Consider the following 23,782-nt stretch of genomic DNA (forward strand, 5'->3'; position numbering starts at 1 on the left):
CGGTGCCCCGGCCCTTCAGCCCCCGCACCCTGATCGCCGCCTTCACCGAGGCGCTGCGCGCCAGCCCCGCCGACACCGCCGCCGACGTCCTGCACGCCGGGGAGCTCACCCTGGACCCCCGGACCCGCACCGTCCACGTCGGCGCCGCCCCCACCGCCCTCACCGCCACCGAGTTCGACCTCCTGGCCCACCTCCTGCGCCACCCCGGCCGCGTCTTCACCCGCGAGCAGCTCCTGGCCTCCTCCTGGCCCGCCGGCGCCAACGCCGGGGTGCGCACCGTGGACGTCCACATCGCCCAGCTCCGCGGGAAGCTGGGTCCGGCCAGCCCCATTCGCACCGTCCGGGGCGTCGGCTACGTGGCGGGCTGAGCTCCCGCCTCCCGCCCTCCGGGCGCCGTGAGGAGTAGCTTGGGGGCGTGACAGCTGTGCCGGGACGGGCCGAGGGACGGTGGCGGCGCCTCGCCGCGCCGCTGGGGATGCTGGCCGCGGGAGCCGCGGGAGCCGCCTTCGTGGGGACGGTCAGCCCGTACGAGGAGGGGCACTACCCGCTGTGCCCTTTCCTGGGGCTGACGGGGTTGTACTGCCCCGGGTGCGGCGGACTGCGCATGACTTACGAACTGGCGCACGGGCGGCTCGCCGAGGCGTTCTCCAAGAACGCCCTGGTTTTTCTGCTGCTGCCCGTCGGGGGGTATCTGTGGGGACTGTGGGCGGCGGCGTCCTGGCGCGGCGCGCCGGTGCGGACCAGGCTCGGGAGCAGGACGGCGATCGCCTTGCTCACCGGATCGATCCTGGTCTTCTGGGTGGTCAGGAACCTGCCCTTCGGGCGGGCGCTGGCCCCGTAGAGTGTGGGGCTCGTGCCCGCCGGGAGCGGCGGGCGGCTACCATCGGGTACGGACAGGGCACCGTGATGAGGGGACAACCGTGAGCGTTCTCGACGAGATCATCGACGGAGTACTCGCGGATCTCGCGGAACGGCAGAAGACCGTTTCGCTGGAGGACCTCAAGGAGCGCGCCGCCTCGGCCGCGCCGCCGCGGGACGCGCTGCGGGCGCTGGGCTCCGACGGGGTCTCGGTGATCGCCGAGGTCAAGCGCAGCAGCCCCTCCAAGGGCGCGCTGGCCGCGATCGCCGACCCGGCCGCGCTCGCCCGCGACTACGAGGCCGGCGGCGCGAAGGTCATCAGCGTGCTGACCGAGCAGCGCCGCTTCGGCGGCAGCCTGGAGGACCTGGCGGCGGTCCGCGCCAACGTCGACATCTGCGTGCTGCGCAAGGACTTCATCGTCACCGCCTACCAGCTGTGGGAGGCGCGCGCCCACGGGGCCGACCTCGCGCTGCTCATCGTGGCGGCGCTGGAGCAGGAGGCCCTGGTCTCGCTGATCGAGCGCGCCGAGTCGATCGGGCTGACCCCGCTGGTGGAGGTGCACACCGAGGACGAGGTGGCGCGCGCCGTGGCCGCCGGGGCCAAGGTGATCGGCGTCAACGCCCGCAACCTCAAGACCCTCGAGGTCGAGCGCGGCACCTTCGCGCGGCTCGCGCCGCTGATCCCCGACGACGTGATCAAGATCGCCGAATCCGGGGTACGGGGTCCGCACGACCTCCTGGCCTACGCCACCGCCGGGGCGGACGCCGTGCTCGTCGGGGAGAGCCTGGTCACCGGCAGGGACCCGCGCAGCGCGGTCGCCGACCTGGTCGCGGCGGGTACGCACCCGGCGCTGCGCCAGGGCAAATAAGATCGGGGCATGACCCGCACCGGACGCGCGCCGCGCGAACGATGGCGCAGGGGTCGGCACACCGGCTGAACGTCCCCTACCCATCGACAGGAAGACCCATGACCATCGAAAGCGCCATGCCCGACGCGGCGGGGCGGTTCGGGCGCTTCGGCGGGCGGTTCGCCCCCGAGGCCCTGATGGCCGCCCTCGACCAGCTCGAGACCGAGTACGACAAGGCCAGGCAGGACCCGGAGTTCCAGGCGGAGTTCCAGGACCTGCTCGTCAACTACGCGGGCAGGCCGAGCCTGCTGACCGAGGCCGGGCGCTTCGCCGAGCACGCCGGCGGCGCCCGGATCCTGCTCAAGCGCGAGGACCTCAACCACACCGGCTCGCACAAGATCAACAACGTGCTCGGCCAGGCGCTGATGACCCGGCGCATGGGCAAGACGCGGGTCATCGCCGAGACCGGCGCCGGCCAGCACGGCGTGGCCACCGCCACCGCCGCGGCCCTGCTCGGCCTGGAGTGCACCGTCTACATGGGCGAGGTCGACACGCAGCGCCAGGCGCTGAACGTCGCGCGCATGCGGATGCTCGGCGCCGAGGTCGTGCCGGTCAAGAACGGCAGCCGCACCCTCAAGGACGCCGTCAACGAGGCGTTCCGCGACTGGGTCTCCAGCGTGGAGAACACCCACTACGTCATCGGCACCGTGATGGGCCCGCACCCGTTCCCGATGATGGTCCGCGACTTCGTGCGCGTCATGGGCGTCGAGGCGCGGCAGCAGGCGCTCGACCTGCTCGGCCGCCTGCCGGACGCGGTCGTGGCCTGCGTGGGCGGCGGCTCCAACGCCATCGGCATCTTCCACGAGTTCATCCCCGACTCCGGCGTGCGGCTGTACGGCTTCGAGGCCGCGGGCGAGGGCGTGGACACCGAGCGGCACGCCGCGACCATCACCAAGGGCTCCGTCGGCGTCATCCACGGCATGCGCACCTACCTCCTGCAGGACGAGGAGGGCCAGACGGTGGAGTCCCACTCGATCTCCGCGGGCCTGGACTACCCGGGGGTCGGCCCCGAGCACTCGTGGCTGAACGACACCGGCCGCGCCACCTACCGCGCGATCACCGACGCCGAGGCCATGGACGCCTTCGCGCTGCTGTGCCGCACCGAGGGCATCATCCCGGCGATCGAGTCCTCGCACGCCCTGGCCGGCGCGATCAAGGTCGGCCGCGAGCTCGGCCCGGACGCGGCCATCGTCGTCAGCCTCTCGGGCCGCGGCGACAAGGACATGCACACCGCCGCCGCCTACTTCGGCCTGATGCCCGGGGAGGGCGAGTGAGCGTCTCCATCGCCTTCGAGAAGGCCAGGGCCGAGAACCGCGCCGCCCTGGTCGGCTACCTGCCCGCCGGCTTCCCGTCGGTCGACGGCGCCGTCGAGGCGGCCAAGGCCATGGTCGCCGGCGGCTGCGACGTCATCGAGATCGGCCTGCCCTACACCGACCCGCTGATGGACGGCCCCACCATCCAGGACGCGGTGCACCGCGCGCTGTCCGGCGGCGCCCGCCTGGCCGACGTCTTCCGCACGGTCGAGGCCGTGGCCGCCACCGGCGCGCAGACCCTGGTCATGACCTACTGGAACCCGGTCGACCGCTACGGCGTCGAGAAGTTCGCCGCCGAGCTGAAGAACGCCGGCGGCGCGGGCCTGATCACCCCGGACCTCACCCCCGAGGAGGGCGGGGAGTGGCTGGAGACGGCCGACTCCCTCGGCCTCGACAAGGTGTTCCTGGTGGCGCTGAGCTCCACCGACGAGCGCATCGAGAAGATCACCTCGGTCTGCCGGGGCTTCGTCTACGCCGCCTCCCTCATGGGCGTCACCGGCGCCCGCAGCGCCATCGACACCGGGGCGGCGGGGCTGGTGGCCCGCACCAAGGCGCACACCGACCTGCCCGTCGGGCTGGGCCTGGGCGTCAGCACCGGCGCGCAGGCCGCGCAGGTCGCCGGGTTCGCCGACGGCGTCATCGTCGGCTCGGCCTTCATCAAGCGGCTCCTGGAGGCGCCCTCGCAGGCCGCGGGGCTCAAGGCCGTGCACGAGCTCGCCGCGGAACTGGCCGAGGGCGTGCGCTCCGGCCGGTGAGAGCCCTGGACGCCGGTGACCGGAATCCCACCGGTCACCGGCGTTCTGCCGCTATCCTCGACGTTCGGTGTCCGTCACATCACCGAAGGCGACTGACGGCGGCCTTACAAGCCCCGGCCTAGTCTGCTCCGGGCGAAGACGAGAATCGGGTGAGGACCATGGTGGTCGAAGCGCACGAGACCTCTGGACACGAAGAACACGACAAGGACGCCGGACACGAAGGGCGGGGCCCGGCGTCCCGGCCCTGGATCCAGTGGACGACGACGGCCGCGCGCGTGGCGCTGGCCGGCGTGCTGTTCTGGGCGGGCTGGGTGAAGTTCACCGAGCCCCCCGCGCTGCAGCGCCAGGCCGTGGAGGCCTACGAGCTGCTGCCCGAGGGGCTGGCCGGCGCGGTCGGGTACGGCCTGCCGGTGCTGGAGATGGTGCTGGCGCTGCTGCTGGTGGCGGGCTTCGTCACCCGCTTCACGGCCGTTCTCTCGGCCCTGCTGATGGCCGTTTTCATCGCGGGCATAGCCTCGGTGTGGGCACGCGGTCTGAACATCGACTGCGGCTGCTTCGGCGGCGGCGGTGCCGTGGCCGCGGGCGAGACCGAGTACCTGCAGGAGATCCTGCGCGACCTCGGCTTCCTCGCCCTGGGAGTGTGGATCGCGGTGTTCCCCCCGGGGCGGCTGTCGCTGGACCGCCGCCTGGGGTTGTAGACGAGTGACAGGTTCGAAGGGGGACCGATGGGCAAGGCCACGCGGGAGAGGTCCGCGCGGGAGAGACTGGCCGAGCAGCGCAAGATCCAGGCGCAGCGGGACAAGCGCAAGCGCATGCTCACCGCGGTCGGCGGCGCGCTGGTACTGATCGTGGCCGTGGTCGGGCTGGTGATCCTGGTGAACTCCGGCAAGGACAAGAGCGAGGACTACGCGGGGGAGATCGCCCCCACCAGCCGCGAGGCCGACGGCTCCATCGTCATGGCCAAGGCGGGCGTGAGTGCTCCGGTCCTGGAGGTGTACGAGGACTTCCAGTGCCCGGCCTGCAAGAACCTCGAGGAGACCAGCGGCGACACGATCAAGCGGCTGGCCGCCGAGGGCAAGGTCAAGGTCGTCTACCGGCCGTTCCGGCTGTTCAGCCAGGACCCGCTGAAGTCCAACTCCGAGCGGGCCGCCAACGCCGCGCTGTGCGCCCCCGGCGACAAGTGGGTGCGCTTCCACGACCGGATCTTCGCCAACCAGCCGCGGGAGGGCTCGGTCGGCTTCGAGAACGACGACCTGATCGACTGGGCCGGCGAGTCCGGGATCAGCGGGGCGGAGTTCGAGAGCTGCGTGAAGGAGGGCCAGAAGACCGCCCAGGTGACCGCGATGACCGAGCACGCGCTGAACACCGCGAAGGTCGAGTCGACGCCGACCGTCATGCTCGACGGCCAGAACATCACCGACGCGGCCTTCTCCCCGGGCGACCTGGAGAAGGTGGTCACCGCGGCGAAGTAGCCGCGCGGCGCCCGCCGGGTAAGGCGATGTCCAAGGCGAGCCGGTCACCCCGTCAAGGGGTGACCGGCTCGTTGTCTTCGATGGCTTGAGAAGAGGCTGGAAAGCGGTAACGTCAGCGGTCATGCACCTCGCCTCGATTCCCAGCCCCTCGCAGGGCGTCTGGCAGCTCGGCCCCTTCCCGCTGCGGGCCTACGCGCTGATGATCATCATCGGCGTCGTCGTCGCGGTCTGGCTGGGGGAGAAGCGCTGGACCGCCAAGGGCGGCCGCCCCGGCACCGTGGTCGACGTGGCCGTGTGGGCGGTGCCGTTCGGCCTCGTCGGCGGCCGGCTCTACCACGTGATCACCGACCACCAGATGTACTTCGGCGCCGGGCGCGACCCGCTGGACGCGCTGAAGGTGTGGAACGGCGGGCTCGGCATCTGGGGCGCGGTCGCGCTGGGCGCGCTGGGCGCCTGGATCGGCTGCCGCCGCATGAACGTGCGGCTGGCCCCGTTCGCCGACGCCGTCGCCCCCGGCATCGCGCTGGCCCAGGCGATCGGCCGCTGGGGCAACTGGTGGAACCAGGAGCTGTACGGCAGGCCGACGAACCTGCCGTGGGCGGTGGAGATCGACTTCGCGCACCGGCCGAAGGACGAGTTCGGTGCGGTGCTGCCGCAGTACGAGACGGTCGGCACCTACCACCCGACGTTCCTGTACGAGTCGTTGTGGTGCCTGGGCCTGGCGATCGTCGTCATCTGGGCGGGCGGCCGCTTCAACCTCAACCACGGCCGCTCGTTCGCGCTGTACGTCGCGGGCTACACGCTGGGCCGCGGCTGGATCGAGGCGCTGCGGATCGACCCCGCGCACGAGTTCCTCGGCCTGCGCCTCAACGACTACACCGCGATCGTCGTCTTCCTCGCCGCCGCGGCCTACCTCTACCTCAACCGCGGCAAGGCGCGGGTGCCCGAGCCCCTCACCCTGCGCCCCGAGCCCGCCGAGGACGCCGAAGGCGCCGAGCCGGCGGACGTCGCCGAAGAGGCCGGGCCCGCGGCCGTGCCGCTCACGAAGGACGCGGACGAGCCGAAGGACGCGGAGGAGCCGAAGGACGCGGACGAGCCGGCGGAGCCCGTCGCGACCGAGCCCGAGCCCGTGGCCGAGTCTGTGCCTGAGCCCGTGGTCGAGTCTGCGCCCGAGACCGTGGTCGAGCCTGAGACCGAGTCCAAGGCCGAGTCCAAGGCCGAGGCCGAGGCGGCGTCCGAGCCCGAGGCGGCCGAGGAGCCCGCTCCCGAGCCCGAGCCCGCGGCGCAGGAGGCCCCCGCCGAGGAGAAGGCCGAGCGGCGGACCGAGGACGAGCCCGCCGAGCCCGCCGCCGAGGCGGAGGAAGAGCCGGCGGCGGCCGCGGTCGAGGAGACGGCGCGGCAGGAGGACGAGGAGTCCGCGAAGGCGCGTGAAGAGGATGCGGTGCCCGAGCCCGCCGAGCCCGCGGACGGTGAAGCGGCGGTGAAGACGGCCAAGGGCGAGGCGTGAGCCCCGCCGAGCGGAGCCGTTCGTTCGAGCGCCACCGGCACCGGGACGTGCAGGGCGGCTGGCTGCGGCCCGCGGTCTTCGGGGCGATGGACGGCCTGGTCTCCAACTTCGCGCTGATCGCGGGCCTGTCCGGCGGCCAGGCCGACCGCTCCACGGTCGTGCTGGCGGGCCTGGCCGGCCTCGCCGCCGGCGCGTTCTCGATGGGCGTCGGCGAGTACGTCTCGGTGGCCTCCCAGTCCGAGCTCGCCGAGGCCGAGATCGAGGTGGAGCGCCGGGAGCTGGAGGCCCACCCGGCGGCCGAGCGGGCCGAGCTGGCCGCCCGGTACGAGGAGCGCGGCCTCAGCCCGGAGCTGGCGGCCGAGGTCGCCGCGGCCCTGCACCGGGACCCGCGGGAGGCGCTGGAGGTGCACGCCCGCGACGAGCTGGGCGTGGTGCCGGGCGAGCTGCCCTCGCCGTGGCTGGCCGCCTTCTCCTCGTTCGGGTCCTTCAGCGTCGGCGCGATCCTGCCGGTGCTGCCCTACCTGCTGGGCGCCTCCGACCTGTGGCCCGCCGCGGTCGTCGCCGCGCTGGGCCTCTTCGCCGCGGGAGCGCTGGTCTCCAGGGTCACCGCCCGCTCGTGGTGGTTCAGCGGGCTGCGCCAGCTGGCGGTCGGGGCGGCGGCGGCCCTCCTCACCTACGGCATCGGCGCCCTGATCGGTGTCAGCGGGCTATAGGCTCACCCGCGACGGATTCGTATGGAGAGACGGCAGGCGGCATGAGCGCACAGGCCCGGTCCCGCAGCAAGTCCCGCGGCGCGGGCGAGGACGGCTTCTGGCCGGAGAACGAGTCGGAGCCTCCCAAGGGGCGGATCCTGATCGGCGCGCTGCTGGCGCTGCTCCTGCTCGCCGGCGGCGGGGTGTGGTACCTGCTCCAGCAGGGCGAGGACGAGGTGGAGATCCCGCCGGGCAGCCACCTGCCGGACGTGTACGTGCCGCAGGCGCCCAGCAAGGAGAGCGCGGCGCTGGGGCGGCGCGCCACGGACATCCGCGCCTTCACCGAGGGCGAGGTGTTCGGCGAGGCCAAGGAGGTCTCCTACCAGAAGTACGCCTTCACGCTGGTCAAGAGCGAGGTCTCCACCAACTGCGTGCAGGCCGCCTGGGGCGACCTCCTCCTGCAGACGCTGCGGCGCGGGGAGTGCAGCCAGATCGCCCGGGGCGCCTACCTGTCGCAGGACAAGAAGTACGCGGGCCTGTTCACGGCGATCAACGTGGTGGACGCCAAGAGCGCCCAGCAGGTGCTCAACAGCCTGGACCCGTCGCTGAAGGGCGGTTTCGTGCGGCCGCTGCCCATCGAGGGCGTGCAGGACTTCGGCTCCGGTTTCACCGCCGCCTACGCCCAGGCCATCGGCCACTACGTGATCATGAGCTGGGTGGGGCTGGCCGACGGCGCGCAGCCGCAGGCCATGAACGAGCTGATCGACAGCAGCCTGGCGGTCCAGAAGCCCGAGGATTTCGCCTGGGGCAGGCTGGTCCAGCTCGATCCGCGATGACGGGCCGGCAGGGCCCGGAGGCGGCCGAGGAGCGGCGGAAGCGGCCGCCCGGCGCGCAGGGCCGCAAAAACGGGAAGAAGGACCGCTCGCAGGTGTTCTTCGCCGCGGCGGGGGTGGGCGGCGTCCTGGTGGTGGCGCTCATCCTGGTGCTGGCGGTGATGTGGCCGAAGGAGAAGCCCGCGCGGCGCGAGACCGAGGCGAAGGTCCCGATGAGCCGGCCCGTCGTGACGGGGCTGGCGCCCGACAGCTACTCCTCCTCGCCGTCCACCGAGGTGTTCGCGCGGATCGCCTCCCGGGAGGACGACCCCGCGCCGCTGACGGCCGAGGAGATGTTCCCCAAGAAGGACGTCCTGCGGGACGAGGTGTCCGGCGCGGAGCCGGCGCTGCGCCTGTCGGTGCTGGACGACGACTGCGGGAAGGCGGTGTGGGGCCGCGGCCTGGGCGAGGTCCTGCAGGACGGGGGCTGCACCCAGGCGGTCCGCGGCCTGTACACCGACGAGAAGAAGGGCTTCCGGGTCCTGGTCGCGGCGTACAACCTCGGCGACGAGGAGGCGGCGGACCGCGCGGTCGAGGCGTTCGGCGCCGGAGCCGGCGGTTTCGTAAAACTTCCGGATAAAACCCCGAAGGGGTTCGGGGAGGGCTTCAGCCTCGCCCGCGGCCTGGCGATGGGCCACTACGCGCTGATCACCTGGGCCGAGCGCACCGACGGCAAGGGCGCGGGCACCAACGGCGCCCTGCTGTCGCTGGTGGTGACGGCGGCCAAGGCGGAGGGCCTCTACGCGCGTGCCGCGGGGTGACGTCTTCGAAACATGCGGAGACGGTGAGGTTGATCACCCGTTAACAGACAGGTCTAGACCTGGCGGGTCTGGTTTGTCCCGCTATCATGGGGTAAGCATACGGAACGGCCTCGGTCGTGTTCTCTGATCAGGGGTCGGAGAGACGGCGCGTCCAGGAGCTGATCGACGATGACAGCTACCAGCCGGTCCGGCGGGGGATCATGAAATCCGTGAAAGTTTCGCGAACCCGGTCAGCCGGGCATGTTCCGTACAGTGATGTAACCTCTAGGTAATACTTCGCAGCAGGGCCAACGCCGTCCCGAACTGCACTGGTCAGTTGACAGTGAGTGAACGAACGGGAGGGTTGATGGCGGCTGCTGCCCTCACACCTGGTCAGCCTCAAGCGCAGGGGCTCTACGACCCCGCCAACGAGCACGACGCCTGCGGCGTCGGCATGGTGGCCGATCTCCATGGACGCAAGAGCCATGACATCGTGGAACACGCCCTGACCGTCCTGCGCAACCTCGACCACCGCGGAGCGGTGGGCGCGGAGCCGGACGACGGCGACGGCGTGGGCATCCTGACGCAGATCCCCGACGCGTTCTTCCGCGAGGTCGTGGACTTCACGCTGCCCGAGGCCGGCGCCTACGCGGCCGGCCTGGCGTTCCTGCCCGCCGAGGAGGGCGAGCGCGCCGCGGCGGTCGAGCACGTCCACGCCGTCATGGCCGAGGAGGGCCTGACCGTCCTGGGCTGGCGCGAGCCGCCGACCGACCCGGCCTTCTGCGGCCCGGCCGCCCGCCGGGTCATGCCGCACTTCGGCCAGCTCTTCGTCGCCGCCGCCGAGGGCGGCCCCTTCGCCGGCGCCACCGGCCTCGACCTGGACCGCGTGGTGTTCTGCGCCCGCGAACGCATCGAGCAGGACGTACGGGTGTACTTCCCGAGCCTGTCCAGCCGCACCATCGTCTACAAGGGCATGCTGACCACCCCGCAGCTGGAGCCCTTCTTCCCGGACCTGTCGGACCGCCGCTTCGACTCCGCCATCGCGCTGGTGCACTCGCGGTTCTCCACCAACACCTTCCCGGCCTGGGAGCTGGCCCACCCCTACCGCTACCTCGCCCACAACGGCGAGATCAACACGGTCAAGGGCAACCGGAACTGGATGCGCGCCCGCGAGGCGCTGCTCGCCTCCGACGTGCTGCCCGGCGACATCTCCCGGATCTTCCCGGTCATCGACATCGAGGCCTCCGACACCGCGTCCTTCGACGAGTGCCTGGAGCTGCTGCACCTGGGCGGCCGCTCGCTGCCGCACGCGGTGCTGATGATGATCCCCGAGGCGTGGGAGAACCACACCGAGATGGACCCGGCCCGCCGGGCCTTCTACGAGTTCCACTCCACCCTCATGGAGGCCTGGGACGGCCCCGCGTCGGTCTCGTTCACCGACGGCACCGTCGTCGGCGCGGTCCTGGACCGCAACGGCCTGCGCCCCGGCCGCTACTGGGTGACCGAGGACGGCCTGGTCGTGCTCTCCTCGGAGTCCGGCGTGCTGGACATCGAGCCCTCGAAGGTGGTCCGCAAGGGCCGCCTCCAGCCCGGCAAGATCTTCGTGGTCGACACCGAGGCCGGCCGAATCGTCGAGGACGACGAGGTCAAGGCCTCCCTCGCCGCCGAGCAGCCCTACCAGCAGTGGCTGGACGAGGGCCTGGTGCGCTTCGAGGAGCTGCCGCGCCGCGAGCGCGAGGTCCCCACGCACGAGACCCTGGTCCGGCGCCAGCAGACCTTCGGCTACACCAACGAGGAGCTGCGCATCATCCTGGCCCCCATGGCCAGGACCGGCGCCGAGCCGATCGGCTCCATGGGCACCGACACCCCCGTCGCCGCCCTCTCGGACAAGCCCCGGCTGCTGTTCGACTACTTCAAGCAGCTGTTCGCGCAGGTGACCAACCCGCCGCTGGACGCCATCCGCGAAGAGATGATCACTTCGCTGCAGTCCACCCTCGGCCCCGAGGGCAACCTCCTGGCGCCGGGCCCGGACTCGTGCAAGCGGCTGGTGCTGCCCACCCCGATCCTGGACAACGAAGAGCTGGCCAAGATCATCCACCTCAACGACGAGGGCTCCCTGCCGCACCTGCAGGCCCACGTCGTGCACGGCCTGTACAAGGTCGCCGGGGGCGGCGCGGCGCTGCGCAGGCGCCTGGACGAGATCTGCTCCGAGGTCTCGCGCTCCATCGCGGCCGGCGCGCGCATCATCGTGCTGTCCGACCGCGGCGCCGACTCCTCGCTGGCGGCGATCCCCGCGCTGCTGCTCACCGGCGCGGTGCACCACCACCTGATCCGGGAGAAGACCCGCACCCAGGTCGGCCTGGTCATCGAGACCGGCGAGGCCCGCGAGTGCCACCACATGGCGCTGCTGGTCGGCTACGGCGCCTCCGCCGTCAACCCGTACCTGGCGCTGGAGACCGTGCAGGACCTGGCCCGCCGCGGCGAGCTGCCCGCCCTGGGCGAGGACACCGAGGCCGCCGCGGCCAAGGCCGTGCGCAACGCGGTCAAGGCCTACGGCAAGGGCATCCTCAAGGTCATGTCCAAGATCGGCGTCTCGACCGTCGCCTCCTACACCGGCGCGCAGATCTTCGAGTCCGTCGGCCTGGGCGCCGAGGTCATCGACTACGCCTTCACCGGCACCCTGTCCAAGCTCGGCGGCGTCGGCTTCGACGTGGTCGCCGAGGAGGTCGCCAAGCGGCACGCCCGCGCCTACCCGGCCGGCAACGAGGTGCCGCACCGCACCCTGGAGGTCGGCGGCGAGTACCAGTGGCGCCGCGAGGGCGAGCCGCACCTGTTCAACCCGCAGACGGTCTTCAAGCTGCAGCACGCCACCCGCACGCGGCAGTACGAGATCTTCAAGGAGTACACGAGCCTGGTGGACGACCAGTCCGCCAAGCTCATGACCCTGCGCGGGCTGTTCTCCCTGGACTCCGGCCGCCCCTCGGTCCCGGTCGAGGAGGTCGAGCCGGTCAGCGAGATCGTCAAGCGGTTCTCCACCGGCGCGATGTCCTACGGCTCCATCTCCGCCGAGGCGCACGAGACCCTCGCGATCGCCATGAACCGGCTGGGCGGCAAGTCCAACACCGGCGAGGGCGGCGAGGACCCGGCGCGCTTCACCCCCGAGGCCAACGGCGACTCCCGCCGCTCGTCGATCAAGCAGGTCGCGTCCGGCCGGTTCGGCGTCACCGCCGAGTACCTGACCAACGCCGACGACATCCAGATCAAGATGGCCCAGGGCGCCAAGCCCGGCGAGGGCGGCCAGCTGCCCGGCCACAAGGTCTACCCGTGGGTGGCCAAGACCCGGCACTCCACGCCGGGCGTCGGCCTCATCTCGCCGCCGCCGCACCACGACATCTACTCGATCGAGGACCTCGCCCAGCTCATCCACGACCTGAAGAACGCCAACCCGCGGGCTCGCGTGCACGTGAAGCTCGTCTCGGAGGTCGGCGTCGGCACGGTCGCGGCGGGCGTGTCCAAGGCGCACGCCGACGTCGTCCTGATCTCCGGGCACGACGGCGGCACCGGCGCCTCCCCGCTCACCTCGCTCAAGCACGCCGGCACCCCCTGGGAGCTCGGCCTGGCCGAGACCCAGCAGACCCTGCTGCTCAACGGCCTGCGCGACCGGATCACGGTGCAGACCGACGGCCAGATGAAGACCGGCCGCGACGTGGTCGTCGCCGCCCTGCTGGGCGCCGAGGAGTACGGCTTCGCGACCGCGCCGCTGATCGTCTCGGGCTGCATCATGATGCGGGTCTGCCACCTGGACACCTGCCCGGTGGGCGTGGCGACCCAGAACCCGGTGCTGCGCGAGCGCTTCTCGGGCAAGCCGGAGTTCGTGGTGAACTTCTTCGAGTTCATCGCCCAGGAGGTCCGCGAGCTCCTGGCCGAGCTGGGCTTCCGCAGCCTGGACGAGGCCATCGGCCACGCCGAGGTGCTCCAGACCCGCGAGGCCGTCGCGCACTGGAAGGCCTCCGGCCTCGACCTGACGCCGATCTTCCACCGGCCCGAGCTGCCCGAGGGCACCGCGCTGCGCCGCACGACCGGCCAGGACCACGGGCTGGAGAAGGCGCTGGACAACACGCTGATCCAGCTCGCCGAGGGCGCCATCGCCTTCGGGGACCGGGTGCGGCTGGAGCTGCCGATCCGCAACGTCAACCGGACCGTCGGCACCATGCTCGGCCACGAGCTGACCAAGAAGTGGGGCGGCGAGGGCCTGCCCGACGACACCATCGACGTCACCTTCACCGGTTCGGCCGGCAACTCCTTCGGCGCCTTCGTGCCCAAGGGCATCACCCTGCGCCTGGTCGGCGACTCCAACGACTACCTGGGCAAGGGCCTGTCCGGCGGCCGGATCACCGTGCAGCCCGACCCGACCGCGCCGTTCGCGGCCGAGGAGCAGATCATCGCGGGCAACGTGCTGCTGTACGGCGCGACGTCCGGCGAGGTCTTCCTGCGCGGCCTGGTGGGCGAGCGGTTCTGCGTCCGCAACTCCGGCGCCACCGCGATCGTGGAGGGCGTGGGCGACCACGCGCTGGAGTACATGACCGGCGGCCGCGTGGTCATCCTCGGCCCGACCGGCCGCAACGTGGCGGCGGGCATGTCCGGCGGCATCGCCTACGTGCTCGACCTCAAGGCGCAGCGGGTCAACCCCGAGATGGTGGAGGTCGAGACCCTCACCGACGACGACCGGGCGTTCGTGCGCGGCCTGGTGGCCAGGCACGCCGAGGAGACCGGCTCCCCGGTCGCCGCGAAGCTGCTCGCCGAGTGGGACTCGGCGGTGGAGCGCTTCAGCAAGATCATGCCGCGCGACTACAAGCGGGTGCTGGCGGCCATGGCCGCCGCCGAAGCCGAGGGGCGCGACGTCGACGAGGCCGTCATGGCCGCGGCTCAGGGATAGGAGGTACCTCGATGGCTGACCCGAAGGGGTTTTTGAAGGTCACGCGGCGTGAGCTGCCGGCCCGGCGTCCGGTGGACGTGCGGATCCGCGACTGGAAGGAGGTCTACGAGGACTTCCAGAAGCCGGTCCTGGAGCGCCAGGCCAGCCGGTGCATGGACTGCGGCATCCCGTTCTGCCACCAGGGCTGCCCGCTGGGCAACCTCATCCCCGAGTGGAACGACCTGGTCTACAAGCAGGACTGGCAGGGCGGCATCGAGCGCCTGCACGCCACCAACAACTTCCCGGAGTTCACCGGGAAGCTGTGCCCCGCGCCGTGCGAGACCGCCTGCGTCCTGGGCATCAATCAGGACCCGGTGACGATCAAGCGCGTCGAGGCCGAGCTGATCGACCGCGCCTGGCAGGAGGGCTGGGTCAAGCCGCAGCCCCCGGCCGTCAAGACCGGCAGGAAGGTCGCGGTCGTCGGCTCCGGGCCCGCGGGCCTGGCCGCCGCCCAGCAGCTCACCCGCGCCGGCCACGACGTGGTCGTCTACGAGCGCGCGGAGGTCGCGGGCGGCCTGCTGCGCCGCGGCATCCCCGAGTTCAAGATGGAGAAGCGGCACGTCGAGCGGCGGCTGGACCAGATGCGCGCCGAGGGCACGGTCTTCAAGACCGGCGTCAACGTCGGCGTGGACGTCACCGCCGAGGACCTGCGCGCGCAGTACGACGCGGTCGTTCTGGCGGGCGGCGCCACGGTGTGGCGCGACCTGAACGTGCCGGGACGCGAGCTCAAGGGCGTCTACCAGGCGATGGAGTACCTGCCGATCGCCAACCGCGTCGCCGAGGGCACGCTGCCCGCGCCGACGATCACCGCCGAGGGCAAGCACGTCGTGGTCATCGGCGGCGGCGACACCGGTGCCGACTGCATCGGCACCGCGCTGCGCCAGGGCGCGGCCTCGGTCACCCAGCTGGAGATCATGCCGCGGCCGCCGCAGACGCGGCCCGGCGGCCAGCCCTGGCCGACCTACCCGATGCTGTTCAAGGTCGAGAGCGCCCACGAGGAGCTCGACGCCGCCGGAGGCCCCCGGGTCTACGCGGTGAACACCCTGGGCTTCGTCGGCGACGAGGACGGCAACGTCAAGGCGCTGCGCGTGGTGGACGTCGAGGGCCCGCAGACCGGCTTCAAGCCGATCGAGGGCACCGAGCGGGAGATCCCGGCCGAGCTGGTCACCCTGTCCATGGGCTTCCTCGGCCCGCAGAAGGAGGGGCTGCTCGAACAGCTCGGCGTCGAGCTCGACGGGCGCGGCAACGTGGTCCGCGACCTGGACTACAAGACCTCCGTCGACGGCGTCTACGTGGCCGGCGACATGGGCCGCGGCCAGTCCCTGATCGTCTGGGCGATCGCCGAGGGCCGCGCGGCGGCCTCCCGCGTGGACCGCGACCTCCAGGGCGAGACCGGGCTGCCGTACCCGATCCCGCCGACCGCCCGTCCCATCGCCTGACGGCTCCGGCGACACAGGGCGCGCTCTCCACAGGGGAGCGCGCCCTTCGCCGTCCGGCGGCTTAGGGTGGTGACATGCGGATCTTCGTCGTGGACGCCTTCACCGACCAGCCGTTCCGCGGCAACCCCGCCGGGGTCTGCCTGGTGGAGGGGCCCGCCGTGTCGCCGTCGGAGGGGTGGATGCAGCGGGTGGCCGCCGAGATGCGGCATTCGGAGACCGCCTTCGTCCGCCCGCTGGAGAGCGGCGGCTTCGAGCTGCGCTGGTTCACGCCCGCCGTGGAGGTGCGGCTGTGCGGCCACGCCACCCTCGCCACCGCGCACGTCCTGTTCACCGAGGGCCTCGTGGCCGCCGGAGAGGCCGCCGAGTTCCACACCAAGAGCGGCCTGCTCACCGTGCGGAGCACCGAGAAGGGCCTGGAGCTGGACTTCCCCGCCGTGCCCGCCGCCCGGCTGGCCGAGCCCCCCGCCGGGCTGGCGGCGGGCCTGGGCGTCGAACCCGGCTGGGTGGCGCACAACGCCCAGAACGACATCCTGGCCGTCGTCCCCGACGCCGGGACGGTGCGCCGCCTCAACCCCGACCTCGCCCTCCTGGCCACCATCGACGCCCGCGGCGTCTGCGTGACCGCGCCCGCCGAGGACAGCGCCCCCGAGGACTTCGTCTCCCGCTTCTTCGCCCCCGCCGTGGGCATCGACGAGGACCCCGTGACCGGCTCCGCCCACTGCATGCTCGCCCCCTACTGGGCCGACCGCCTGGGCCGCACCACCCTCACCGGCCGCCAGCTCTCCGAACGCGAGGGCCTCGTGGGCACCACCGTCCGCGACGACCGCGTCCTGCTGACCGGCCGCGCCGTCACCATCCTCAAGGGCGACCTCCTGGTCTGAGGCGTTCGGCCCTCGGGTGACGGCGGCCGGTCCTCGCTTCGCTGCGGTCGGCGGCTGTCGGTTCTGGGGGGCGACCCCCGGGCCCCCGGGTGACGGCGGCCGGTCCTCGCTTCGCTGCGGTCGGCGGCTGTCGGTTCTGGGGGGCGACCCCCAGGCCCCCGAAGTGACGGCGGCCGGTCCTCGCTTCGCTGCGGTCGTCCGCCGTCAGCTCTGGAGTTCGGCCATCCAGGACTCGATCTCGTCGGAGCGGCGGGGGAGGGAGGCCGAGAGGTTGACGGCGCCGTCGGAGGTGACCAGGAGGTCGTCCTCGATGCGGACGCCGATGCCGCGCAGCTCCTCGGGGAGGGTGAGGTCGTCGGGCTGGAGGTAGAGGCCGGGCTCGACGGTGAGGACCTGGCCGGCCTCCAGGACGCCGTCGAGGTAGGCCTCGGCGCGGGCCTTGGCGCAGTCGTGCACGTCCATGCCGAGCATGTGGCCCGAGCTGCACAGGGTGTAGCGGCGGTACAGGCCGGACTCGGGGTCCAGGGCGGCCTCGGCGCCCTCGGGGAGCAGGCCCCACGCGTCCAGGCCCTCGGCGATCACGCGCATCGCCGCCTGGTGGAAGTCGCGGAACCGCGCGCCGGGCTTCACCGCGGCGATGCCGGCCTCCTGCGCGGCGTACACCAGGTCGTAGACGCGCCGCTGGGCGTCGGTGAACCGGCCGCCGACCGGCAGGGTGCGGGTGATGTCGGCGGTGTAGAAGGAGTCGACCTCGACGCCGGCGTCCAGCAGCAGGAGGCTGCCCTCGGGGACGGGGCCGTCGTTGCGGATCCAGTGCAGCACGCAGGCGTGCGCCCCGGCGGCGGCGATCGTCTCGTAGCCGGGCCCGTTGCCCTCCAGGCGGGCGCGGCGGTTGAAGACGCCCTCGACCCAGCGCTCCCCGCGGGCCAGCCGCGAGGCGTACGGCAGTTCGGCGACCACGTCGTGGAAGCCGGTGACGGTGTGGTCCACCGCGGCGGCGAGCTGGGCGGCCTCCCACTCGTCCTTGACCAGGCGCAGCTCGGACAGCACCGAGTGCAGCTCCCGGTCGGCGTCGTCGTCGGCGTGCGGGGCGATCATCGCGTCGACCGCCGGGTCCACGTCGCGCACCACCCGGGTGGGCACCCCGCCGCCCAGCCGCGACTCCAGGGTGTCCAGGTGGGCGGCCGCCATCCCGAAGGCGTCCTCGGTCTCGCCGAGGGTGCGGCGGCGGCCCACCCACAGCTCGCCGTGCCTGCGGTCCCGGTAGAACTGCGCGCCCAGCGGGCCGCCGTCGCGAGGGGAGCGCGGGTGGGTGAAGAGGACCGCCTCGTGGCCCGACGGCGTCGGCTCCAGCACCAGCACCGCCTCGGGCACGGCCTCGGTGGCGGTCTCGCCCGTCAGGTGCGCGAACGCGGAGTGCGGCCGGAAGGCGTAGTCGCAGTCGTTGCTGCGCACCTTCAGCCCGCCCGCGGGCACCACCAGCCGCTCGCCGGGGAACCGGGCGGACACCGCGGCCCGCCGCTTGGCGGCGTAGACGGCGGCGGACAGGGGCGGCAGCGCCACATCCGTGGCGGCCCAGCCGTGCTTGAAGAACTCGGCGAGCGCCGGGGGGATGGGAAGGTCGTGGCTGCCGGTGACGAAACGGTCGTCTCCGGCGGGCGAGATGCCGCTGGAGGGTGTCATCGGCCCATCCTAGCTGCGGGAACGGAGTGTGCCAGGCGTTCGCGGAACACCCCTAGGATCGGCCCCATGGAGACCCGGCAGACCGAGGTGACCACCTGGTACCTGGAGCAGACGGACCCGGGGCAGCTGGTCCCGGCCGCGCCCGCGCCGGCGCAGGTGGTGCGGGCCGAGGTGCCCAGCCCCGAACTCAGCCGCTACCTGTACCTGGCGGTCGGCGGCGACCACCTGTGGACGGACCGGCTGCCCTGGTCGTACCGGGACTGGTCGGAGTGGCTGGCGCGGCCCGGCGTCGAGACCTGGCTGGCCTGGGACCGGGGCACCCCCGCCGGTTACGCCGAGCTGCACCCCTCCGCCGAGGGGGAGGCCGAGCTGGTCTGCTTCGGGCTGCTGCCCGCCTTCACCGGCCGGGGCCTCGGCGGGCACCTGCTCACCGAGGCCACCGCCCGCGCCTGGGACCTGGCGGCCCGCTGGGACCTCCCGCCGACCCGGCGGGTGTGGCTGCACACCTGCTCCCTGGACGGCGCCGCCGCCCTGCCCAACTACCTCAAGCGGGGCTACCGCCTCTACGACACCCGGACCGCCGTCGAGACGGTCTGGGCCCGCCCTCTCGGCCCCTGGCCGCACGCCCACGACTGATCGCGCTTGCCGGGCGGCGGGCCGGGCGCGTTCACTGGAGGGGTGCTGTGGTCCCTGCTGGCGGGCGCGCTGCCGGTGCTGGCCTTTCCCCGGCCCGACCTGGGGTGGCTGGCGTGGGTCGCGCTGGTGCCGGGACTGCTGCTGCTCAGGGCGGCGCCGTCCCCGCGGGCGGCGCTGCGGCGGGGATGGTGCTTCGGGGCCGGATACCTGCTGGCCGCGCTCTCCTGGACGGCCCCCAGCATCGGTCCCGGCCTCCTGGCGGTGGCGGCGGTCTTCGGCGCGCCCTGGGCCGCCTGGGGAGTGGCGGCACGGGCCTGCCGGGGCTGGGAGGCCCTGCTCGTCCTGCCCGCCGGGTGGGTGGTCGCCGAATACCTCCGCTCCTGGCACGGGTTCGGCGGCCCGTGGGCGCTGTACGGAGCGAGCCAGTGGCGTTCCCCGGAGGTGCTGGCGCTGGCGTCCGCGGGCGGGGTGTGGCTGGTGTCGTTCGCGCTCGTCCTGGTCAACACGGCGGCGGTGCTGGCGCTGTCCCGGTTCGACCGCAGGGTCCTGCTCGTGCCGGCCGCCGTGGCGCTGTGCGTCCCCCTGGCCTGGTGGGCGGGCGGCGGGGGCGAGCAGGGGCGGGAGTGGCGGGTGGCGCTCGTCCAGCCGGGGGTGGTCGACGGCCGCGCCGAGCGGTTCGCGGCGGGGGAGAGGCTCACCGCCGGGGTCACCGGGGCGGACCTGGTCGTGTGGGGCGAGAGCAGCGTGGGCACCGACCTGAGCCGCGCCCCCGAGCTGCGCGAACGGCTGGCGCCCCTGGGCACCCTGCTGGTCAACGAGGACGCCCGCGTCGCCGGGGGCCGCATCTCCAAGTCCTCGGTGCTGCTCGTCGACGGCGTCGAGCGGGGCAGGTACGTCAAGACACGGCTGGTGCCGTTCGGGGAGTACATCCCGCTGCGCCCGGCCTTCGGCTGGCTGACGAAGATCAGCAGGGCCGCCTCCGAGGACCGCGTGCCCGGCACCGGCAGCACCGTCCTGGACGTGGAGGGCATGCCGGTCGCCCCGCTCATCTGCTTCGAGTCGGCCTTTCCCGACCTGGGCCGCGCCGCGGTGGACGGCGGCGCGCGGGTGGTCGTCGTCCAGTCCTCCACGTCCACCTTCCAGGAGAGCTGGGCCCCGCCCCAGCACGCCGCCCTGGCCGCGGTGCGCGCCGCCGAGACGGGCCGCCCGGTGGTCCAGGCGGCGCTCACCGGCGTCTCCGCCGCCTTCGACTCCCGGGGCCGGCGCCTGGCCTGGTTCGACACCGACCGGCGCGGAACGGTCACCGTGACCCTCCGCCCGCCCGACCCCGGAACCCGGACGCTCTACGCCAGGCTCGGCGACGTGGTGCCGCTCCTGTGCCTGCTCCTGGTCGCGGGCCTGGGCGTGCGGGCCGCGCCTGACCGGGGGGCGGCCTCCGGGCGCCCGTGAAGGAGCGCCGCTCCTCGCCGTGCCGCGGGCGCCTGTTCCTTGAGAAGTCCATGAGAGCCCGCTGAGAAGGTGCTCCGCACGGCGGGAGCGGTGTGTGCGCTGGTTACCGTGGGGGCATGAACGATCCCGAAGAGGAGCGCCCCCACATCCTGGTCGTCGACGACGAGCCCGCGGTGCGCCAGGCGCTCTCCAGCAGCCTGATCTTCGAGGGGTACCGGGTCGACGAGGCGTCCGACGGCGTCGAGGCGCTGGAGCGGGCCGAGAAGCTGCGGCCGGACCTGATCGTGCTGGACGTGCTCATGCCGCGCATGGACGGGCTGACCGCCTGCCGCAGGCTGCGCACCCTGGGCGAGAGGACGCCGGTCCTCATGCTCACCGCCCGCGACATGGTCGGCGACCGGGTCACCGGCCTGGACGCCGGGGCCGACGACTACCTCGTCAAGCCGTTCGAGCTGGACGAGCTGCTGGCCCGCATCCGCGCCCTGCTGCGCCGCGGCGCCTACTCCGCCGAGGCCCCGCCGCGGGAGCCGGACGAGCTCCTGGAGTTCGCCGGGCTGCGCATGAACACCCTCACCCGCGAGGTCTCCCGCGACGGCCGCCCCCTGGAGCTGACCCGCACCGAGTACATGCTGCTGGAGATGTTCCTGCACCATCCGCGCCAGGTCCTCACCCGCGAGCAGATCCTGGAGACCGTGTGGGGCTTCGACTTCGAGCCGGCGTCCAACTCCCTGGACGTGTACGTGATGTACCTGCGCCGCAAGACCGAGATCGAAGGCCTTCCCCGGCTCGTCCACACCGTCCGGGGCGTCGGTTACGTGCTGCGCGCCGCCTCATGAGGAGGCTCACCCTGCGCGGCAGGCTGGCGCTGCTGACCGCCGCGGCCGTCGCGGTCGCCGTCGCCGTCTGCGCGACGGCGAGCTGGTTCCTGGTCCGCCAGGAGCTGTACTCGGAGCTGGACCGGCAGCTGAGCGGCAGGGTGCCCGGCGGCCCCTTCCTGGAGATGATCACCTACGAGGCGCTGACCAACTGCACCTCGGAGCCGACCGTGGGGAACGGGCGGCGGGGGGAGCGGCAGCTGCCCCGGGAGGAGCTGCAGCAGGTGGTCAAGCAGGACGGGACCCGCTGCACCATCCCCGACCAGGGGGTCATGCCGATCGCCCCGGTCGACGAGCAGGTGGCGGGCGGCGGGCTCAGGGAGGCCTTCTCCACCGGCACCGGCACCGACTACACGGGCCAGAAGATCGACGTCCGGATCTACACCGTCTCCTTCTCCGTCCGGGGCACCGAGGAGCGGGGCGCGCTGATGACGGCGCTGCCGCTGGACCGCGTCACCGAGCCCCTGGGCAGCCTGGCGATCACGCTGACGCTCGTCTCCCTGCTGGGCGTGGGGCTGTCGGCGGCGGCGGGCCTGCTCACAGCCCGCGCCTCGCTGCGGCCGGTGGACCGGCTGGCCGAGGCCGTCGAGGAGGTCGCCAGGACCGAGGACCTGTCGGTGCGCATCCCCGAGCGGGGCGCCGACGAGATCACCCGGCTCAGCCGCTCCTTCAACGCCATGACCGCCGCGCTGGAGGCCTCGCGGGAGCGCCAGCGGGTCCTGATCGCCGACGCGGGGCACGAGCTGCGCACCCCGCTGACCAGCATGAAGACCAACATCGACCTGCTGATCAGAAGCGAGGAGACCGGCCGGGACCTGCCCGCGGAGACCAAGAGCGGGATGCTGGCCAGCCTGCGCGCCCAGATGCGCGAGTTGACCACCCTCGTCGGCGACCTGCTGCAGCTGGGCAGCCCCGCCGCCCGGACCCGCCAGCACGAGGAGGTGGCCTTCCACGAGGTGGTCGGGCACGCGGTGGAGCGGGCACGGCTGCGCGGCCCCGGCCTGGACGTGAAGGCGCGGCTGGAGCCCTGGTACGTCCAGGGCCACCCCGACGCCCTGGAGCGGGCCGTGGTCAACCTCTGCGACAACGCGGTGAAGTTCAGCCCGCCCGGAGGCACCGTCGAGGTCGTGCTGCAGAAGGGCGAGCTGACCGTCCGGGACGGCGGCCCCGGCATCCCCGAGGCCGACCTCCCGCACGTCTTCGAACGCTTCTGGCGCTCCCCGTCGGCCCGCAGCCTCCCCGGCTCCGGCCTGGGCCTGTCCATCGTCGCCCAGGTCGTCCAGGAGGCGGACGGCACGGTGCGGCTGGAGAACGCCCCGGGCGGCGGAACGGTGGCCAGGCTCGTCCTGCCGGGCCGGCCCGAGCCCGCTTGAGGCGCGGCCCGGCGGGCGCGATACGGGGAGTGACGAGATCGCTACCTGGGTACGAGCCAACACAAAGGCCATCGACCTGGGGGAAGGGACCTCCTTGCCGTACGAACCGGGGTGATCGTCCGAACGCGTTGACCGGGCGGCGCGGACACACGATGATCTCCGAGGTACGGGACGGCCGGGGGAACCGGCTCTAGGCTGTTGCTCCCGTCTCTCGCAGGAGATCCGAGTGCCCACACTTCACAAGTTCGCCGTCCTGGTCATCGGCGCCGCGCTGCTGTTCGGTCTTCTGCTGCCGCCCGAGGACGACGGGGACCGGACGACCGTGGTCAAGCCGGCCGTTCAGGGCACCGAGGCCGTGCCGGCGGCGGTCTCGGGCGGCCCGACCGCCCCGGCCTCCCCCGGGGCCAAGCCGACCGCGACGCCCTCCACGCCGCCGCCTCCGCCGCAGCCCGCCGACCCCAAGGCCGCGCAGGCCAAGGCCAACGAGCTCGGCCAGGTGCCGGTGATCATGTACCACCGCATCCTGGCCAAGGGCGGCTCGGAGATCGACCGCACCCCCGACGAGCTGCGCAAGGAGCTCGAGCGGCTGGCCAAGGGCAACTACGTGCCGGTCACCGCGGCGGAGTTCGTGCAGGGCCGCATCGACATCCCGGCCGGCACCCACCCGGTGGTGCTCACCTTCGACGACGGCAACCCCACCCAGTTCGCGCTCGACGCCGCGGGCAACCCGGCGCCCGACACGGCGGTGGCGATCCTGAAGGAGACCAGCGCCAAGTACCCGGCCTTCCGGCCGGTGGCCACGTTCTTCGTCAACAAGGACCCGTTCCAGCTCGGCGAGGAGGCCAACGCCGGGGTGGCCTGGCTGACGCAGCACGGCTTCGAGATCGCCAACCACACCTACACCCATCCCAACCTGGCGGGCATGCCCACGAGCAAGGTGAAGGCGGAGATCTCCAAGGTCGAGGAGGTCGTGAAGAAGATCGCCGGTGCGCCTTCGGTCACCTTCGCGTACCCGTTCGGCAACGCGCCGCGGACCAGGGCCAAGGACAACGCGTTCGTCTCCAAGGGCGAGACCTGGGATTTCCAGGGCGTCTTCCTGGCCGGCTGGAGGCCCTCGGTGTCGGTCTTCTCCAAGGAGTTCGACCGCACCGCGATCTCCCGCGTACGCTCCGAGGACAAGGTCAAGAAGGACGGGTGCGACCAGTTCTGCTCCACCGCGTGGTTGGAAACACTGGACAAAAATCCCGACAGCAGGTACACATCTGATGGTGATCCGGCGACGGTGACCGCACCTTCGGCATCGATCTCCCAGCTGGCCCCGGAATACGCCGCGAAGGCCCGGGTCTACTAGCTT

At 72.7% G+C, this 23,782-nt stretch carries 20 protein-coding genes; 19 read left to right on the forward strand and 1 reads right to left on the reverse strand.

Features of this window, described 5'->3' with window-relative positions; translation table 11 throughout:
• The 14 genes from ABD140_RS36990 to ABD140_RS37055 all read left to right on the forward strand — a co-directional run.
• The coding region (locus ABD140_RS36990; protein ID WP_344247161.1) for a winged helix-turn-helix domain-containing protein at positions 1–368 on the forward strand (368 nt) is incomplete at its 5' end.
• A gap of 47 nt (positions 369–415) precedes the next feature.
• Entirely contained in the window at positions 416–841 is a 426-nt protein-coding gene (locus ABD140_RS36995; protein WP_344247163.1) for a DUF2752 domain-containing protein, read from the forward strand.
• Between the two features lie 79 nt (positions 842–920).
• On the forward strand, positions 921–1,727 hold the full coding sequence (gene trpC / locus ABD140_RS37000) for an indole-3-glycerol phosphate synthase TrpC (RefSeq protein WP_344247165.1): 807 nt from the start codon (positions 921–923) through the stop codon (positions 1,725–1,727).
• Between the two features lie 98 nt (positions 1,728–1,825).
• On the forward strand, positions 1,826–3,040 hold the full coding sequence (trpB, locus tag ABD140_RS37005) for a tryptophan synthase subunit beta (RefSeq protein ID WP_344247167.1): 1,215 nt from the start codon (positions 1,826–1,828) through the stop codon (positions 3,038–3,040).
• Positions 3,037–3,834: a tryptophan synthase subunit alpha gene (trpA, locus tag ABD140_RS37010; protein WP_344247169.1), complete on the forward strand. Its 798-nt coding sequence runs from the start codon at positions 3,037–3,039 to the stop codon at positions 3,832–3,834. The genes trpB and trpA overlap by 4 nt, the downstream gene beginning before the upstream one ends.
• A 158-nt stretch (positions 3,835–3,992) precedes the next feature.
• Positions 3,993–4,532 carry a DoxX family protein gene (locus ABD140_RS37015; protein ID WP_344247171.1) on the forward strand — a complete coding sequence of 180 codons (540 nt, stop codon included), beginning with the start codon at positions 3,993–3,995 and terminating at the stop codon, positions 4,530–4,532.
• 27 nt (positions 4,533–4,559) lie between these two features.
• Positions 4,560–5,306: a DsbA family protein gene (locus ABD140_RS37020; protein ID WP_344247173.1), complete on the forward strand. Its 747-nt coding sequence runs from the start codon at positions 4,560–4,562 to the stop codon at positions 5,304–5,306.
• 121 nt (positions 5,307–5,427) lie between these two features.
• A complete protein-coding gene (gene lgt / locus ABD140_RS37025) occupies positions 5,428–6,813 on the forward strand; it encodes a prolipoprotein diacylglyceryl transferase (protein WP_344247175.1) in 1,386 nt (461 codons plus the stop codon).
• The gene (locus tag ABD140_RS37030) at positions 6,810–7,526 is read left to right on the forward strand and encodes a VIT1/CCC1 transporter family protein (protein WP_344247177.1); all 717 of its coding nucleotides are present in this window, start codon (positions 6,810–6,812) and stop codon (positions 7,524–7,526) included. Before lgt ends, ABD140_RS37030 begins: the two co-directional genes overlap by 4 nt.
• A gap of 41 nt (positions 7,527–7,567) precedes the next feature.
• Positions 7,568–8,341 (forward strand): hypothetical protein, encoded by a 774-nt coding sequence (locus ABD140_RS37035; protein ID WP_344247179.1) that lies wholly within the window; start codon positions 7,568–7,570, stop codon positions 8,339–8,341.
• Positions 8,338–9,138 carry a hypothetical protein gene (locus tag ABD140_RS37040; RefSeq protein ID WP_344247181.1) on the forward strand — a complete coding sequence of 267 codons (801 nt, stop codon included), beginning with the start codon at positions 8,338–8,340 and terminating at the stop codon, positions 9,136–9,138. Before ABD140_RS37035 ends, ABD140_RS37040 begins: the two co-directional genes overlap by 4 nt.
• Before the next feature lie 346 nt (positions 9,139–9,484).
• Positions 9,485–14,053 (forward strand): glutamate synthase large subunit, encoded by a 4,569-nt coding sequence (gltB, locus tag ABD140_RS37045; protein ID WP_344247183.1) that lies wholly within the window; start codon positions 9,485–9,487, stop codon positions 14,051–14,053.
• An 11-nt stretch (positions 14,054–14,064) separates the two neighbouring features.
• Positions 14,065–15,531, forward strand: a complete 1,467-nt coding sequence (locus ABD140_RS37050) for a glutamate synthase subunit beta (RefSeq protein ID WP_344247185.1) — start codon at positions 14,065–14,067, stop codon at positions 15,529–15,531.
• Positions 15,532–15,605: 74 nt separating this feature from the next.
• Positions 15,606–16,412, forward strand: a complete 807-nt coding sequence (locus ABD140_RS37055; RefSeq protein ID WP_344247187.1) for a PhzF family phenazine biosynthesis protein — start codon at positions 15,606–15,608, stop codon at positions 16,410–16,412.
• Between the two features lie 204 nt (positions 16,413–16,616).
• On the opposite strand, the gene ABD140_RS37060 is transcribed toward ABD140_RS37055, so the two are convergent.
• On the reverse strand, positions 16,617–18,095 hold the full coding sequence (locus tag ABD140_RS37060) for an aminopeptidase P family protein (protein ID WP_344247189.1): 1,479 nt from the start codon (positions 18,093–18,095) through the stop codon (positions 16,617–16,619).
• 66 nt (positions 18,096–18,161) lie between these two features.
• On the opposite strand from ABD140_RS37060, the gene ABD140_RS37065 reads away from it, so the two are divergent.
• The 5 genes from ABD140_RS37065 (at position 18,162) to ABD140_RS37085 (ending at position 23,779) form a co-directional block, all read left to right on the forward strand.
• Entirely contained in the window at positions 18,162–18,731 is a 570-nt protein-coding gene (locus ABD140_RS37065; RefSeq protein WP_344247191.1) for a GNAT family N-acetyltransferase, read from the forward strand.
• A 42-nt stretch (positions 18,732–18,773) separates the two neighbouring features.
• Positions 18,774–20,180 (forward strand): apolipoprotein N-acyltransferase, encoded by a 1,407-nt coding sequence (gene lnt / locus ABD140_RS37070; protein WP_344247193.1) that lies wholly within the window; start codon positions 18,774–18,776, stop codon positions 20,178–20,180.
• 116 nt (positions 20,181–20,296) lie between these two features.
• On the forward strand, positions 20,297–21,016 hold the full coding sequence (locus ABD140_RS37075) for a response regulator transcription factor (RefSeq protein ID WP_344247195.1): 720 nt from the start codon (positions 20,297–20,299) through the stop codon (positions 21,014–21,016).
• The gene (locus ABD140_RS37080; protein WP_344247197.1) at positions 21,013–22,428 is read left to right on the forward strand and encodes a sensor histidine kinase; all 1,416 of its coding nucleotides are present in this window, start codon (positions 21,013–21,015) and stop codon (positions 22,426–22,428) included. The genes ABD140_RS37075 and ABD140_RS37080 overlap by 4 nt, the downstream gene beginning before the upstream one ends.
• A 226-nt stretch (positions 22,429–22,654) precedes the next feature.
• Positions 22,655–23,779 carry a polysaccharide deacetylase family protein gene (locus ABD140_RS37085; RefSeq protein ID WP_344247199.1) on the forward strand — a complete coding sequence of 375 codons (1,125 nt, stop codon included), beginning with the start codon at positions 22,655–22,657 and terminating at the stop codon, positions 23,777–23,779.
• The last annotated feature ends 3 nt before the right edge of the window (positions 23,780–23,782 follow it).

The sequence above is a fragment of the Actinocorallia libanotica genome (assembly GCF_039525175.1).
GTDB lineage: Bacteria > Actinomycetota > Actinomycetes > Streptosporangiales > Streptosporangiaceae > Actinocorallia > Actinocorallia libanotica.

Excerpts from the sequence above, each read along its gene's own strand:
- ABD140_RS37035 (WP_344247179.1), top strand. The coding sequence starts at position 7,568 with ATGAGCGCACAGGCCCGGTCCCGCAGCAAGTCCCGCGGCGCGGGCGAG.
- ABD140_RS37040 (WP_344247181.1), top strand. The coding sequence starts at position 8,338 with ATGACGGGCCGGCAGGGCCCGGAGGCGGCCGAGGAGCGGCGGAAGCGG.
- ABD140_RS37055 (WP_344247187.1), top strand. The coding sequence starts at position 15,606 with ATGCGGATCTTCGTCGTGGACGCCTTCACCGACCAGCCGTTCCGCGGC.
- lgt (WP_344247175.1), top strand. The coding sequence starts at position 5,428 with ATGCACCTCGCCTCGATTCCCAGCCCCTCGCAGGGCGTCTGGCAGCTC.
- gltB (WP_344247183.1), top strand. The coding sequence starts at position 9,485 with ATGGCGGCTGCTGCCCTCACACCTGGTCAGCCTCAAGCGCAGGGGCTC.
- ABD140_RS37015 (WP_344247171.1), top strand. The coding sequence starts at position 3,993 with ATGGTGGTCGAAGCGCACGAGACCTCTGGACACGAAGAACACGACAAG.
- ABD140_RS37060 (WP_344247189.1), bottom strand. The coding sequence starts at position 18,095 with ATGACACCCTCCAGCGGCATCTCGCCCGCCGGAGACGACCGTTTCGTC.
- ABD140_RS37050 (WP_344247185.1), top strand. The coding sequence starts at position 14,065 with ATGGCTGACCCGAAGGGGTTTTTGAAGGTCACGCGGCGTGAGCTGCCG.
- ABD140_RS37065 (WP_344247191.1), top strand. The coding sequence starts at position 18,162 with ATGGAGACCCGGCAGACCGAGGTGACCACCTGGTACCTGGAGCAGACG.
- ABD140_RS37080 (WP_344247197.1), top strand. The coding sequence starts at position 21,013 with ATGAGGAGGCTCACCCTGCGCGGCAGGCTGGCGCTGCTGACCGCCGCG.
- ABD140_RS37075 (WP_344247195.1), top strand. The coding sequence starts at position 20,297 with ATGAACGATCCCGAAGAGGAGCGCCCCCACATCCTGGTCGTCGACGAC.
- ABD140_RS37020 (WP_344247173.1), top strand. The coding sequence starts at position 4,560 with ATGGGCAAGGCCACGCGGGAGAGGTCCGCGCGGGAGAGACTGGCCGAG.
- trpB (WP_344247167.1), top strand. The coding sequence starts at position 1,826 with ATGACCATCGAAAGCGCCATGCCCGACGCGGCGGGGCGGTTCGGGCGC.